We start from the raw sequence: 12,827 nt of genomic DNA on the forward strand, positions 1-12,827 counted from the left end.
TGCCCGCCGGTGCGCACCGTCCTAGCCTGCAAAGAAAACGCAGGAAGGAACCATGGCGCGCATCGCAACGACCGAGACCGGACTCTACCGGATCCCCCTCCCCATCACGCTCTCCGACTCCACCCATGGCGAGATCGCCGCGTTCGAGCTGATCACCTGCCGCATCCGTGATGCCGACGGCGCCGAGGGCGTCGGCTACACCTACACCGTCGGGCGCAATGGCGGCGCCGTCGCCAACATCCTCAAGCGCGAGATCCCCGTACTGATCGAGGGACGCGAGGCCGACGACACCGAAGCGATCTGGCATCACCTCTGGTGGGCGCTGCATTATGGCGGCCGCGGCGGGCCGGTGGTGCTGGCGCTGTCCGCGCTCGACATCGCGCTGTGGGACCTGAAGGCGCGGCGCGCCAAGCTGCCGCTGTTCCGCCTGCTCGGCGGTTTTGACGCGGCCGTGCCGTGCTATGCCGGCGGCATCGACCTCGATCTCTCCGTCGACGCGCTGCTCAAGCAGACCGACGGCAATCTCGCCAAAGGATTTCGCGCCATCAAGATGAAGGTCGGCCGGCCCGACCTGAAATCCGACGTCGCGCGCGTCTCCGCAATGCGGCAGCATCTCGGCGATGGTTTTCCGCTGATGGCGGATGCCAACATGAAATGGACCGTCGAGGAGGCCATCCGTGCCGCCCGCGCTTTCGTTCCTTATGACCTCACCTGGCTCGAGGAGCCGATCATTCCCGATGACGTCGCAGGCCACGCGCGGATCATGCAGGCCGGTGGCGTGCCGATCGCGGCCGGCGAGAATCTGCGTTCGCTGTGGGAGTTCAAGAACTACATCGCCAGTGGCGCGGTGTCCTATCCCGAACCCGACGTCACCAATTGCGGCGGCGTGAGTGCGTTCATGAAGATCGCGCGGCTGGCCGAAGCCTTCAACCTGCCGGTCACCAGCCACGGTGCGCACGACATCACCGTGCATCTGCTCGCGGCCTGCCCGAACCGCTCCTATCTGGAGGCGCATGGTTTCGGGCTGGACAAATATATCGAGCACCCGCTGGTGCTGAAGGACGGCATGGCGCTGGCGCCGGACCGGCCCGGCCACGGCATCGGTTTTGACTGGAACGGGCTGGCGAAGCTGGCGGGGTAGCGTTCAATCGTGGCCGCGAACGAGGTGCGCTCCCTCTCCCGCTTGCGGGAGAGGGTTGGGGAGAGGGTATCTCCGCAACGGGACAATCTCCGAGGCGAAAGAACCCTCACCCGGCGCTACGCGCCGACCTCTCCCGCAAGCGGGAGAGGTAAGTGGGGCCGCGGCAAGATTGGGCTCATCGGCCGTCATCAGACTGATCGTTGCTGCACGCGTGCTATTCTCGTCTGCTGGATGCACAGGTCGCAGACTTCGATATGATAGCCGCAACCGACATCACCCAAGAGCTTCTATCTTGACACCCGAGCTGCACCAGAAACTGACCGCGTGGCGCCAGCACCTGCATGCGCATCCCGAATTGTCCCTCCAGGAGAAGGCCACCGCCGCTTTCGTGCAGGACCGGCTCACCGAGCTCGGCATTCCCTTCGTCTCAGGCATCGGCGGGCACGGCATCGTCGCGACCTTGGTGCGCGGGCATGCGCAGAGGCGCGTCGGCCTGCGCGCCGACATGGATGCGCTGCCGATCACCGAGGACACCGGCCTGCCCTACGCCTCGACAACGCCAGGCGTGATGCATGCCTGCGGCCATGACGGACACACCGCCTCGCTGCTCGGCGCGGCGGCGCTGCTCGCCGCCGACACCGATTGGAGCGGCACGGTCGATTTCATCTTCCAGCCGGCCGAGGAAGGCTTTGGCGGCTCCCGCGCGATGGTCGCGGCCGGGCTGTTCGACCGCTTTCCGATGGAACGGGTGTTCGGCTTTCACAACTGGCCGGGCCTTGCCGCCGGCAGCATCGCGGTCCATGACGGCGTCGTCATGGCCTCCGGCGGGCGCATCACCATCACCATCGAGGGCCATGCCGGGCATGCCGGCATGCCGCATCTGACGCGCGATCCGGTGATGGCGGCCGGCCATCTGATCGTGGCGCTGCAATCGATCGTGGCGCGCGGCGTCGATCCGCTCGACACTGCCGTGCTCTCGCTGTGCACGATCGAAGGCGGCACCGCGCCGAACCAGATCGCCGGACGCGTCACGATCCGCGGCACGCTGCGGTATCACCGCGACGCGGTCAAGGACACCATCCTCGACGGGATCGAGCGCAGCTGCGCTGGCATCGCGACCAGCTTTGGCGTCAAGGTCACACCCGAGATCGTCATGGGTGTCGGCGTGGTGATCAACACGCCGGCGGAAGCGGGCCTCGCCCGCATCGCCGCAGAGAAGGTGCAGGCTCCGGTGCGGCGCGACCTCGCACCCAGCATGGCCGGTGAGGATTTTGCGTTCTACCTCCAGCAGCGTCCGGGCGCCTTCGTCTGGATCGGCAACGGGGACTTGCGCGACGGCGCGGAGCTGCACGGCCCGCGCTATGATTTCAACGACGCGATCCTCCCGGTCGCATCGAGCTGGATGGCCGAGGTCGCCAAGACGGCGCTGGCGTCGAACTAGAGCGCAATGAGATTGAGTTTCTCCCTCTCCCGCTTGCGGGAGAGGGCTGGGGAGAGGGTGTCTCCCCAATGGGACACTTCCGATGAGGAAACAGCCCTCACCCGGCGCTTCGCCGTAGCCGAGGCTCTGCCTCGGCGTCTTTTGAGATGACGACCGCCGAAGGCGGCCACGCCTCTCCCGCAAGCGGGAGAGGTTTACGGAGCCGGCGGCGCTTCAAGTGATTCAACCTGAAGCCAGCTCGCTCTAGGCCCGTTCAGGAAATCTCGCGCGGCAGCTTCCAATCCGGCCGCGGCTCGCAAACCTCGTCCACCCGCTTGACGTGATAGCCGGCCGGCAGAATCCGGCCACCTTCCTCGTCGGCGACCGGGACGTCGGTCACCAATCCCTCGATCAAGGCGGCTTCCCACACCTCTTTCTCGGTCGGAAAGGGACTGCCGATCTGCTTGTTGCCTTCGAACAGCGCGTACATCGGTTCCGGTCCTGCGTTGATCAAGAGCAACGTATCGGCCGCACGGACGTTCCCTTCCGGCAAATTGCAACGAATGGCACGTAAAAGATGGCGCGCGTTCTGATCGGCACCTCCGGCTGGCATTACGCCTCCTGGCGAGGCCCGTTCTTTCCCGAGGGCGTGACGCTGAAGGAGCAGCTGCGCTACTACGCCGGACAGTTCGACACCACCGAGCTGAACGGCGTGTTCTACCGCACGCCGACGCCGGAAGCGGTGAAAGGGTGGCGGGAGCAGACCGGCCGCGATTTCGTCTTCGCCTGGAAGGCGTCGAAATTCATCACGCACTGGAAGCGCCTGTCGGGCCGCTCCGTCAACAGCCTCGAGCTGCTGGAGGATCGCATCTCACGGCTGGGCCGCAAGGCCGGCCCGATCCTGTTCCAGCTCCCGCCGCAATTCGAGGCGGACGCCGACCGCCTCGCCGCCTTCTTCAAGCTGTTGTCGCGGAGGCGGCGCTACAGCTTCGAATTCCGTCATCCGAGCTGGTATCAGCCGCGCATTCTGCGAATGCTGGCCGACGAGAACATCTCGCTGTGCCTGTCCGATCATCACGATGCGCCGGCACCATGGAAGCGCACGGCGGATTTCGTCTATGTGCGCGGACACGGCCCGAGCGGGCGCTATCACGGGCACTACACCAAAGCCATGCTGACGCAATGGGCGCGGCGGATCAAATCGTGGAAGCGGCAGGGCTGCGACGTCTATGTCTATTTCGACAACGACCAGAAGAGCGCGGCACCGGCCGATGCACGGGCGTTGAAGCAATTGCTGTAGCAGGCGGACGCCGGCTCGCCCCGCATAGCTCGACCTCTTGATTCCCGCCGTGGACGAAGGGAACGGACACCCGCTGCCCCGCGCGTTCCGCGCCTCGCGGCGCGCCCGTGCGCTTGACGCACGGCGTCTTGAGAGGTCTAATAGCCATTGACAACAATTGTTCGCATTCCGAACATTTTTGCTTGGACCAGAGCGGGCTCACAACACCGCGTCCGTCACCAGAGGAAACGTCAACGATGCAAGCCATCCTCAACGGCGAGAGCACGCTCATCATCACGATGATCGTCGCCTATATCGCCTTCACGTCCTGGCTCACGCTGAAACTGCGCAGCCGAACCAGCGACCAGTTCATGACTGGCGCGCGCGCAATGCCGGCCGTCGTCGTCGGCGTGCTGATGATGTCCGAATTCGTTGGCGCCAAGTCGACCGTCGGCACGGCGCAGGAGGCGTTCCAGTCGGGCATCGCGGCAGGCTGGGCCGTGCTCGGCGCCTCGATCGGCTTCTTGCTGTTCGGGCTGTTGATGGTGAAGAAGCTCTACAATTCCGGCGAATACACCATCTCGGCCGCGATTGCGCAGAAATACGGCAAGTCGACCATGCTCACGGTATCGGTGATCATGATCTACGCCCTGCTGCTGGTGAATGTCGGCAACTACGTCAGCGGGGCGGCCGCGATCGCCACCGCGCTGCATGTCAGCCTGCCTGTCGCGATGTGCGTCATCGCCGTCGTGAGCACCTTCTACTACGTGTTCGGCGGCTTGAAGGGCGTCGCCTGGGTGACGATCCTGCACAGCGCCATCAAGGTCGTCGGCATCCTCATCATCTTTGCGGTGGCGATGTCGCTGACCGGCGGGATTGCGCCGATGCGGGCCAAGCTGCCGGTGTACTATTTCAGCTGGGACGGCAAGATCGGCTTTGCGACCATCTTCGCCTGGACCTTCGGCACGGTCGGCGCGATCTTTTCGACGCAGTTCATTGTCCAGGCGATCTCCTCGACGCCGAGCGCCGACGACGCCCGCAAGGCGACCTTCTATGCCGCCGCGTTCTGCCTGCCGCTCGGCATCCTTCTCGCACTGATCGGGGTCGCCGCGAAATTCCTCTATCCTGATATGAACAGCCTCTACGCCCTGCCGGTGTTCCTCGAGAAGATGCCGCCGCTGGCCTCGGCCTTCGTGACCACCTCGCTCGTCGCCTCGATCTTCGTCAGCGTCTGCACGGTGGCGCTCGCGATCGCCTCGCTCGTGGTGCGCGACTTCTACGTTCCCTACTGGAAGCCGACGCCGGAGCGCGAGCTGAAGATGACCCGCGTGTTCTCGGTGCTGATCGGCATCGTGCCGCTGGTCTTCGTCTTCTTCGTTCCGGAGATCCTCAAGCTGTCGTTCTTCACGCGCGCACTGCGGCTGTCGATCACGATGGTGGCGATGATGGGCTTCTATCTGCCGCTGTTTGCCAGCAACCGCGGCGCCACGGCCGGGTTGATCGGCGCGGCGGTGTCAACCACGGTCTGGTACCTGCTGGGCAATCCGTTCGGCATCGACAACATGTACGTCGCCGCCGTGACGCCGTTGATCGTGATGGCGATCGAGCGCCTGGTGCTGGGCCGCTCGCCCACCGCCCCGGCGACGCCGCAGGCGGCGCAACCAAACGCCCTGTTGGAAAGGACTTCGACATGATCGCCGACATGGAGATCGTCGCCGATGGGGTCGTCCGCCCGGTGGCCGATGATCCCGAGCGGTTCGACGCCTTCATTCCCTCGCCTTGCGTGCAGAACCACGCCGCCAATCTTATGCCGCTCGCGGGCGGCGATCTGGCTTGCGTCTGGTTCGGCGGCACGCAGGAGGGCATGTCGGATATCTCCATCTACTTTTCACGCCTCCCCCGTGGCGCGACACAGTGGTCGCCGGCCGAAAAGCTCTCCGATGACAAGGGACGTTCGGAGCAGAACCCGGTGCTGTTTCCCGCTCCCGACGGCACGCTGTGGCTGATGTGGACGGCTCAGCTCGCCGGAAACCAGGACACCGCGCTGATCCGCCGCCGTCTCTCGCGTGACAATGGCAAGAGCTGGGGCCCGATCGAGACGCTGTTCCCGGAGCAGCGCGGCCGCGGCACCTTCATCCGCCAGCCGGTCGTCGTGCTCGACAATAGCGACTGGCTACTGCCCGTGTTCTATTGCCACAGCACGCCAGGCCGGAAATGGAACGGCGACGAGGACACCAGCGCGGTGAAGATCTCGTCGGACGCCGGCGCGACCTGGCGGGATGTCGACGTCCCCGGCAGCCGCGGCTGCGTGCATATGTGCATCGCGCGCCTCGACGACGGCTCGCTGCTCGCGCTGTATCGCAGCCGCTGGGCCGACAACATCTATCAGAGCAGGTCCGCGGATCACGGCCGCACCTGGTCAGCGCCGGTTGCGACCGCGCTTCCCAACAACAACGCATCTATCCAGTTTACGCGGCTCGTGAACGGCCATCTCGCACTCGTGTTCAACGACTCGAGCGCCAATGACGCAACCGGGCGTCGGCTCTCGCTCTATGACGAAATCGAAGATGATCTGCCACCGGTTCTTGCCGCCGACGGCAGCACGGCGAACGGTCGCACCGCATTCTGGGGCGCGCCGCGGGCACCGATGACGCTGGCGGTCTCGGCCGACGGTGGACGGAGCTGGACCAGGCGCAACGTCGAGACCGGCGACGGCTATTGCATGACCAACAATTCGCGCGAGCAAAGCAATCGCGAGCTATCCTACCCGACCGTCAAGCAGACCGCCGACGGCGCGCTCCACATGGCGTTCACCTTCCACCGCCGCGCCATCAAATATGTGCGCGTGACCGAACCATGGGTGACGCGCGCCGCCCAGGGCTGAGATGGTGCACATGAGGCCTCACGCCCTCGTCACCGGCGCCAGCTCGGGGATCGGCGCTGCGATCGTCGAGCGGCTGCTGCGCGACGGTTGGCGCGTCACCGGGATCAGCCGGCGGGCCGGACTGTTCGAGCATCCGGCCTTCGATCATGTGTCGCTCGACTTTGCCGACGTCGGGGCCATCGCGGACGCCGTCGCGGGCATCGCGCCGACCGCACTGGTTCATGCCGCCGGCATGCTGAGGGTCGGTCACCTCGGATCGCTCGACCACGAGGCGGGAGCGGCGATGTGGCGGCTGCATGTCGACGCCGCCGAGCGCCTCGCCAACGCGCTGGCACCGCGCCTGCCGAAAGGAGGGCGCATCGTCTTCATCGGCAGCCGCACCGCATCGGGTGCGTCCGGCCGCGGGCAATATGCCGCGACGAAGGCGGCGCTGATCGCGCTGGCCCGGTCCTGGGCAATCGAGCTCGCGCCGCGCGGCGTCACGGTCAACGTGGTTGCGCCGGCTGCGACCGAGACGCCGATGTTGAAGGATCCCTCGCGCGCTGATGTTGCACCAAAACTGCCGCCAATCGGCCGTTACATCCGCCCCGAGGAAGTTGCCGGCGCAGTCGCCTTCCTGCTCTCGGCGGAAGCCGCCGCCATCACCGGACAGCAGCTGGTCATCTGCGGCGGCAGCTCGCTTTGAATGCTCCGCCATCCCGGAGCTTGCACCGTGATAGCTAGATGATGCCGCCCTGCCGGAGCGCCGCGATCGCGGCCTCGTCGTAGCCGAGCTCAGTCAGGACGAGATCGGTGTGCTCGCCGAGCGTCGGCGGACGCGTTGCGATGTCGCCCGGCGTCTCCGACAGCCGCACGGCAGCGCGAGCGACCGGTGCGGGCTTCGGCAGGCCGGGATAATCGACGTCCTGCATGAAGCCGGCGGCACGGATGTGCGGATGGTCCAGCGCCTGTTGCGGGCTGAGGACAGGTCCTGTCGGAATCATCGCACGTCCCAGCGTGTCGACCGCCTCCTGCGTGGTGTGCTCGGCGCACCAGCGCGCCATGCGCTCGCTGATGATGGGGCCGTTGTTGCCGCGGCTGATGTCGTCGGCAAAGCGCGGATCGTTCAGCCACTGTTCCTCCTCGCCCATCAGCCTCGCCCAGCGCTTGAACAGCGGATGACCGGTGACCTGGCACAGCACCCAACCGTCTTTGGTGCGGTAGATGTCGGCTGGAGCCGCGGTCTGGCCGAGATTGCCTGTCGGCACGCGGTTGACGTTGATGACCGCCTGCTCGATCAGCGTGGCATTGGTGAAGGACAAGGCGGTTGCGAGCAATGCGCCCTCGACGACCTGCCCGCGCCCGGATTTGCCGCGCTCGATCAGCGCGGCGAGCGTTCCGAAAGCGCAGTGCAGCGCCGTGCCGAAATCGACCCAGTTCACCGCGGCCCGATACGGCGGATCGCCCGCGCCCGTCATGTACACCGACCCCGACATGACCTGGCCGACGCCGTCGAAGCCGACGCGGTCGGACCAGGGCCCCGGCCCGCCGAACGCGGTCGCCGTGGTCAGGATGATGTCGGGCTTGACCGCCTTCAAGGATTCGTAGTCGAGCTTCATCGCGCGCAGGGTCTGCGGCGGCAGATTGGCGACGACCACGTCCGCGGTGGCAACCAGGCGGCGCATCACCTCCTGCCCCTCCGCCTTCATCGGATCGAGCGTGATGCACTTCTTGTTGCGGTTGACCTGGAGAAACAGCGCGCCTTCGCCATCTTCGCCCACCGGCGCCACGAAGCGATCCTCGCTGCCGTCGCGCTTTTCGACGCGAATGACCTCGGCGCCGAATTCGGCCAGCAAGGTCGCGCAATAGGGACCTGCGATATAGCGCCCGAAATCGAGAACGCGGACGCCGTCCAGAACTCCTCCCATCGATCCCTTCCCCAATGTTTTCGCCAGATTACAGGGACTGCACGCTGCAGCAAGGCGGCAATGGACATGATGCCCAGCCCGCGAGATGTGAACGGCGACCAGTTTCGGCGGACGGAAATTCTGCTCTAGTATGTCCCTAGATCCCCCAGCCGGAAGCACACATCCATGCCGCAGCCATTCGATCGATCAGCCGAAGATCTCGGGAATGCGATCCATTTCGAGCACGTCAACGTGCAGGTCCCGGATCAGCGCCTGGCGACCCTGTTCTACGTCACGGGGCTCGGGCTGACCCGCGATCCCTATCTGATGGTGTCCGACACCAACATATGGATCAATGCCGGGCGAAGCCAGTTTCATTTGCCGAGCGGCAGGCCGCAGGTGCTGCGCGGCCATATCGGGCTGGTCATCGCGGGCCGCGAGGCGCTGCTGGCGCGGCTCGCATCGGTCGCGAAGAAGCTCGAGGGCACGGCCTTCGCCTTCGCCGAGCGCAACGACCATGTCGAGGCGACCTGCCCGTGGGGCAACCGCCTGCGCTGCTACGAGCCGGACGCTGCGCGCTTCGGGCGCATCGCGCTCGGCATTCCCTATGTCGAGTTCGACGTGCCGGTGGGCTCCGCGGCCGGCATCTGCGCGTTCTATCCTGAAGTCATGAGCATGCCCGCCGACTTGCGGAACGGCGACGGCAAGGTTGCCGCGGTGAAGACGGGCCGCGACCAGCACCTGCTGTTCCGCGAGACCGATCGGCCGCAGGGCGACTATGACGGCCACCATGTGCAGATTTACATCACCGACTTCTCGGGCCCGTACCGCAAGCTGCTGGCGCGCGGCCTGATCTCCCGCGAGGACAATCAATACCAGTACCGGTTCTGCGACATCGTCGACCTCGACAGCGGCAAGCACCTCTTCACCGTCGAGCACGAGGTGCGCAGCGCCACCCATCCGATGTTCATGCGCCCGATGGTCAATCGCAATCCGGCGATCAACAACCGGAATTATGCGTACGGGCACGACGAGGCGGCCTGGGCAATGGGGCCGGACCAGTATGAGGGATAGGGAGCGCTGGCTGAACGTTTGAGCATGATCTCCGCGCAAACGCGTTCGGCGTTTGTCGCGAGGAAAACCGCTGCACACTTTGCACTAACGCGGCCCTTCGGGTCCGGATCATGCTCTAGCGTCAGTCGGCAGGATCAAATCCGACAGCATCCAATGAGGGCCGGCCGATCAATTCAGCTGGCACTCACGATTGGAAATTTCCGACGCGCCGCCAGGCGCTATAGGCCACCTCGCCCTTCCCAATAGGTGGGCATCCCATAATAGCGGTGAGTTCGCGTTTCCCAGTCTCGATCCTGCCAGGAGTCATCGCTGAACTCGGGCGCATCCTTCAGCTGTTGCTCGGTGATGTTGGTTCGAAAACCGTCAAGCGACGTATCAAATGTCAGAGCGCCCCAGGGAATGGGGTAGTGGCTGTGACCCAAGCCAACAAATCCGCCGAAGCTCATGACGGCATAAGCCACGCGGCCTGACACCTTGTCGATGATGAGGTGATCAACCTCACCGATATTCTTTCCATCTGCACCATACACCTTGGTTCCCTGAATATCTTCGCTCGAGATGCATTGATGATTCGGATGTGCTGTTGCGCGGGCCATGACCTTGTCTCCTTCACAAGTGGTTTTGTCGGCCTAACTCGGCCGCTCCGAGGGCGTTCCTGTCTTGGGAGAACATGTCGCAGCGCCGATCATCAACCTGTCGTCGCTGACACCGACTATGACAACCCAGCCCTGGTCGCTCCGGGGAGGCACACACATCTGGCGACAAGAGCCGGGGCGACAGGCCGACAAAGAAGCTACGAAAGGACGCCCAACGAGGACGGTGCAGGCACGCTCCACGTCGCGGGCTTCGTCGGTCTGCCACGACACTTTCGAGCGACAGCGCGCATCGCGCTGAGACCCGGACGGCCGGTCGCGCTCCGATGCGACTTCACTGCATGACGAGGCCGCGCCAGACCCGGCAGCTCCCCAGCCAAGCTGATTTCGGGAGTGGTCTCAGGCGGGGCGGGCAATCTGGCTGGGGCGGGAGGGATCGAACCTCCGAATGGCGGAATCAAAATCCGCTGCCTTACCGCTTGGCTACGCCCCAACAGGTGACTGAGGGAACGACGGAAGATCGGGCTACCGCGGATTCCCCTCAGGTGCTGCCGGTCTATAGGGAGCGACGCGGCATTTCAACCGCCTGGAGGGCAAAATACCACACGGGCCGACGACCCTCCCCTCCTCACTCTATATTATAGACTATAGGCGCGGCGATGGCCCTGCGGCCGACCGGCGCCGGCCCGCCTCCCGGCCATTGAGACTGCCCCCGTTTCATGGGAATACGGCGCCAATATTTGTCCACGGGAGTGAGCCATGACCTACCGCCCGCCGATCTCTGACATGCTGCTGTCGCTCAACCACGGCGCGGGCCTCAAAGCCGCCGTGGCGGCCGGCCATTACGGCGATTTCGACGCCGACATTGCCGCAGCCGTGCTGGAGGAAGCCGGCAAGTTCGCATCCGACGTGCTGGCGCCGCTCAACAAGGTTGGCGACGAGCACGGCATCAAGCTGAGCGAGGGCAAGGTCACGACCGCGCCGGGCTGGCCGGACGCCTACAAGCGTTGGACCGAGGGCGGCTGGAACGCCGTCTCTGGCCCGGAAGGTTTTGGCGGCCAGGGCCTGCCACTTGCGATCAACGCCGCCTGCACCGAGATCTGGAGCGCCGCCAACCTCGCCTTCGGCCTCTGCCCGCTGCTGACCGCCTCCGCGATCGAGGCGCTGGAGGCGCATGGCAGCGACGAGTTGAAAAAGATCTATCTCGAGAAGCTCGTCTCCGGCGAATGGACCGGCACGATGCAACTCACCGAGGCGCAGGCCGGCTCCGACGTCGGCGCGCTGCGCACCCGCGCCGAGCGGCAGGCCGACGGCACCTATCGCATCAAGGGGACGAAGATTTTCATCACCTATGGCGAGCACGACATGACCGACAACATCGTGCATTTCGTGCTGGCGCGCCTGCCTGACGCGCCCGCCGGCACCAAGGGGATCTCGCTGTTCCTCGTGCCGAAATTCATGGTCAATGCCGACGGCTCGCTGGGGCAGCGCAACGACATCTATGCGAGCGGCGTCGAGCACAAGCTCGGCATGCATGCTTCGCCGACATGCACCATGACCATGGGCGATCATGGCGGCGCCATCGGCTTCCTGATCGGCGAGGAGAATCAGGGCATGCGCTGCATGTTCACGATGATGAACCAGGCCCGCCTCGGCGTCGGCCTCGAGGGCGTCGGCGTCGCCGATCGCGCCTATCAGCAGGCGCTGTCCTACGCCCAAGAGCGCAAGCAGGGCCGCGCGGTCGGCAAGAAAGGCGACGGCTCGGATGCGATCTTCGTCCATCCCGACGTCAAGCGCATGCTGATGCGGATGCGGGCGCAGACCGCGGCGGCGCGCACCATCTGCTATGCGACCGCGGTCGCGATCGACGTTTCCACCCGCGCCAAGGACGCGAAGGTGCGTGCCGATGCGGCCGCACGCGCGGCGCTGCTGACGCCGATCGCGAAGGGCTATTCCACCGACATCGGCAATGAGGTCGCCTATCTCGGCGTGCAGGTGCATGGCGGCATGGGCTTCATCGAGGAGACCGGCGCTGCGCAGCATTATCGCGATGCCCGCATCACCGCGATCTACGAAGGCACCAACGGCATCCAGGCGATCGACCTCGTCACGCGCAAGCTCGCAGCCAATGGCGGCGCGGCGGTGTGGGTGCTGCTCGACGAGCTCTCGGCCATCGTCAGCCAAGTCGAGGCCTCCAACGATCCTGCCTTCGGCACCACCGCCACCAAGCTGCGCGAGGCGCTGGAAGCGCTGACGCGCACCAGCAAATGGCTGTTGGAGCGCGTTGCGTCCGCGCCGAACGAGGCGCTTGCGGGAGCTACGCCCTATCTGCAGCAGTTCGGCGGCACGCTCGGCGGCTGCATGCTGGCTGCTGAGGCGCTCGCCGCCAAGGCCGACGGCACCACGGACGCCGCGCGCTACGTCTCGCTCGCCCGCTTCTTCGCCGAGAACATCACGGTGCAGGCGCCTTCGCTCGAGCGCACCGTGACGGAGAGTGCGGAGTCGGTCGCGGCGGCGGATGCGGTGCTGCTGTAGGCGCGAAGCACTGCC

General features: G+C 65.4%; 11 protein-coding genes and 1 tRNA gene. 8 read left to right on the forward strand and 4 right to left on the reverse strand.

The window, feature by feature from the left end; all coding sequences use genetic code 11:
• Positions 1–52 precede the first annotated feature (52 nt).
• Positions 53–1,141 carry a mandelate racemase/muconate lactonizing enzyme family protein gene (locus XH85_RS33340; RefSeq protein WP_128935270.1) on the forward strand — a complete coding sequence of 363 codons (1,089 nt, stop codon included), beginning with the start codon at positions 53–55 and terminating at the stop codon, positions 1,139–1,141.
• A gap of 292 nt (positions 1,142–1,433) precedes the next feature.
• Positions 1,434–2,582 (forward strand): amidohydrolase, encoded by a 1,149-nt coding sequence (locus XH85_RS33350; RefSeq protein WP_128935271.1) that lies wholly within the window; start codon positions 1,434–1,436, stop codon positions 2,580–2,582.
• 253 nt (positions 2,583–2,835) lie between these two features.
• Here the strand turns inward: XH85_RS33350 and XH85_RS33355 are convergent, their stop codons facing one another.
• Positions 2,836–3,051 (reverse strand): hypothetical protein, encoded by a 216-nt coding sequence (locus XH85_RS33355; protein ID WP_128935272.1) that lies wholly within the window; start codon positions 3,049–3,051, stop codon positions 2,836–2,838.
• An 87-nt stretch (positions 3,052–3,138) separates the two neighbouring features.
• Here XH85_RS33355 and XH85_RS33360 point away from each other — a divergent pair, with 87 nt between their 5' ends.
• The 4 genes from XH85_RS33360 (at position 3,139) to XH85_RS33375 (ending at position 7,409) form a co-directional block, all read left to right on the forward strand.
• Positions 3,139–3,861, forward strand: a complete 723-nt coding sequence (locus XH85_RS33360) for a DUF72 domain-containing protein (RefSeq protein ID WP_128935273.1) — start codon at positions 3,139–3,141, stop codon at positions 3,859–3,861.
• Positions 3,862–4,097: 236 nt separating this feature from the next.
• On the forward strand, positions 4,098–5,534 hold the full coding sequence (locus XH85_RS33365; protein ID WP_128935274.1) for a sodium:solute symporter family protein: 1,437 nt from the start codon (positions 4,098–4,100) through the stop codon (positions 5,532–5,534).
• On the forward strand, positions 5,531–6,724 hold the full coding sequence (locus XH85_RS33370) for a sialidase family protein (protein ID WP_128935275.1): 1,194 nt from the start codon (positions 5,531–5,533) through the stop codon (positions 6,722–6,724). Before XH85_RS33365 ends, XH85_RS33370 begins: the two co-directional genes overlap by 4 nt.
• Position 6,725: 1 nt before the next feature.
• Positions 6,726–7,409 carry an SDR family NAD(P)-dependent oxidoreductase gene (locus tag XH85_RS33375; RefSeq protein WP_128935276.1) on the forward strand — a complete coding sequence of 228 codons (684 nt, stop codon included), beginning with the start codon at positions 6,726–6,728 and terminating at the stop codon, positions 7,407–7,409.
• Between the two features lie 34 nt (positions 7,410–7,443).
• On the opposite strand, the gene XH85_RS33380 is transcribed toward XH85_RS33375, so the two are convergent.
• Positions 7,444–8,631 (reverse strand): CaiB/BaiF CoA transferase family protein, encoded by a 1,188-nt coding sequence (locus XH85_RS33380; protein ID WP_128935277.1) that lies wholly within the window; start codon positions 8,629–8,631, stop codon positions 7,444–7,446.
• Positions 8,632–8,796: 165 nt separating this feature from the next.
• Here XH85_RS33380 and XH85_RS33385 point away from each other — a divergent pair, with 165 nt between their 5' ends.
• Positions 8,797–9,684: a hypothetical protein gene (locus XH85_RS33385; protein WP_128935278.1), complete on the forward strand. Its 888-nt coding sequence runs from the start codon at positions 8,797–8,799 to the stop codon at positions 9,682–9,684.
• A 218-nt stretch (positions 9,685–9,902) separates the two neighbouring features.
• Here the strand turns inward: XH85_RS33385 and XH85_RS33390 are convergent, their stop codons facing one another.
• A complete protein-coding gene (locus XH85_RS33390) occupies positions 9,903–10,280 on the reverse strand; it encodes a PRC-barrel domain-containing protein (protein ID WP_128935279.1) in 378 nt (125 codons plus the stop codon).
• Positions 10,281–10,695: 415 nt separating this feature from the next.
• Positions 10,696–10,770, reverse strand: a tRNA-Gln gene (locus tag XH85_RS33395).
• A gap of 266 nt (positions 10,771–11,036) precedes the next feature.
• Here XH85_RS33395 and XH85_RS33400 point away from each other — a divergent pair.
• The gene (locus XH85_RS33400; RefSeq protein ID WP_128935280.1) at positions 11,037–12,812 is read left to right on the forward strand and encodes an acyl-CoA dehydrogenase family protein; all 1,776 of its coding nucleotides are present in this window, start codon (positions 11,037–11,039) and stop codon (positions 12,810–12,812) included.
• Positions 12,813–12,827 lie beyond the last annotated feature (15 nt).

The sequence above is a fragment of the Bradyrhizobium zhanjiangense genome (assembly GCF_004114935.1).
Taxonomy (GTDB): Bacteria; Pseudomonadota; Alphaproteobacteria; order Rhizobiales; family Xanthobacteraceae; genus Bradyrhizobium; species Bradyrhizobium zhanjiangense.

Coding starts and splice junctions, on each gene's coding strand:
- XH85_RS33380 (WP_128935277.1), bottom strand. CDS start 8,631: ATGGGAGGAGTTCTGGACGGCGTCCGCGTTCTCGATTTCGGGCGCTAT.
- XH85_RS33370 (WP_128935275.1), top strand. CDS start 5,531: ATGATCGCCGACATGGAGATCGTCGCCGATGGGGTCGTCCGCCCGGTG.
- XH85_RS33400 (WP_128935280.1), top strand. CDS start 11,037: ATGACCTACCGCCCGCCGATCTCTGACATGCTGCTGTCGCTCAACCAC.
- XH85_RS33355 (WP_128935272.1), bottom strand. CDS start 3,051: ATGTACGCGCTGTTCGAAGGCAACAAGCAGATCGGCAGTCCCTTTCCG.
- XH85_RS33340 (WP_128935270.1), top strand. CDS start 53: ATGGCGCGCATCGCAACGACCGAGACCGGACTCTACCGGATCCCCCTC.
- XH85_RS33365 (WP_128935274.1), top strand. CDS start 4,098: ATGCAAGCCATCCTCAACGGCGAGAGCACGCTCATCATCACGATGATC.
- XH85_RS33390 (WP_128935279.1), bottom strand. CDS start 10,280: ATGGCCCGCGCAACAGCACATCCGAATCATCAATGCATCTCGAGCGAA.
- XH85_RS33375 (WP_128935276.1), top strand. CDS start 6,726: ATGGTGCACATGAGGCCTCACGCCCTCGTCACCGGCGCCAGCTCGGGG.
- XH85_RS33360 (WP_128935273.1), top strand. CDS start 3,139: ATGGCGCGCGTTCTGATCGGCACCTCCGGCTGGCATTACGCCTCCTGG.
- XH85_RS33385 (WP_128935278.1), top strand. CDS start 8,797: ATGCCGCAGCCATTCGATCGATCAGCCGAAGATCTCGGGAATGCGATC.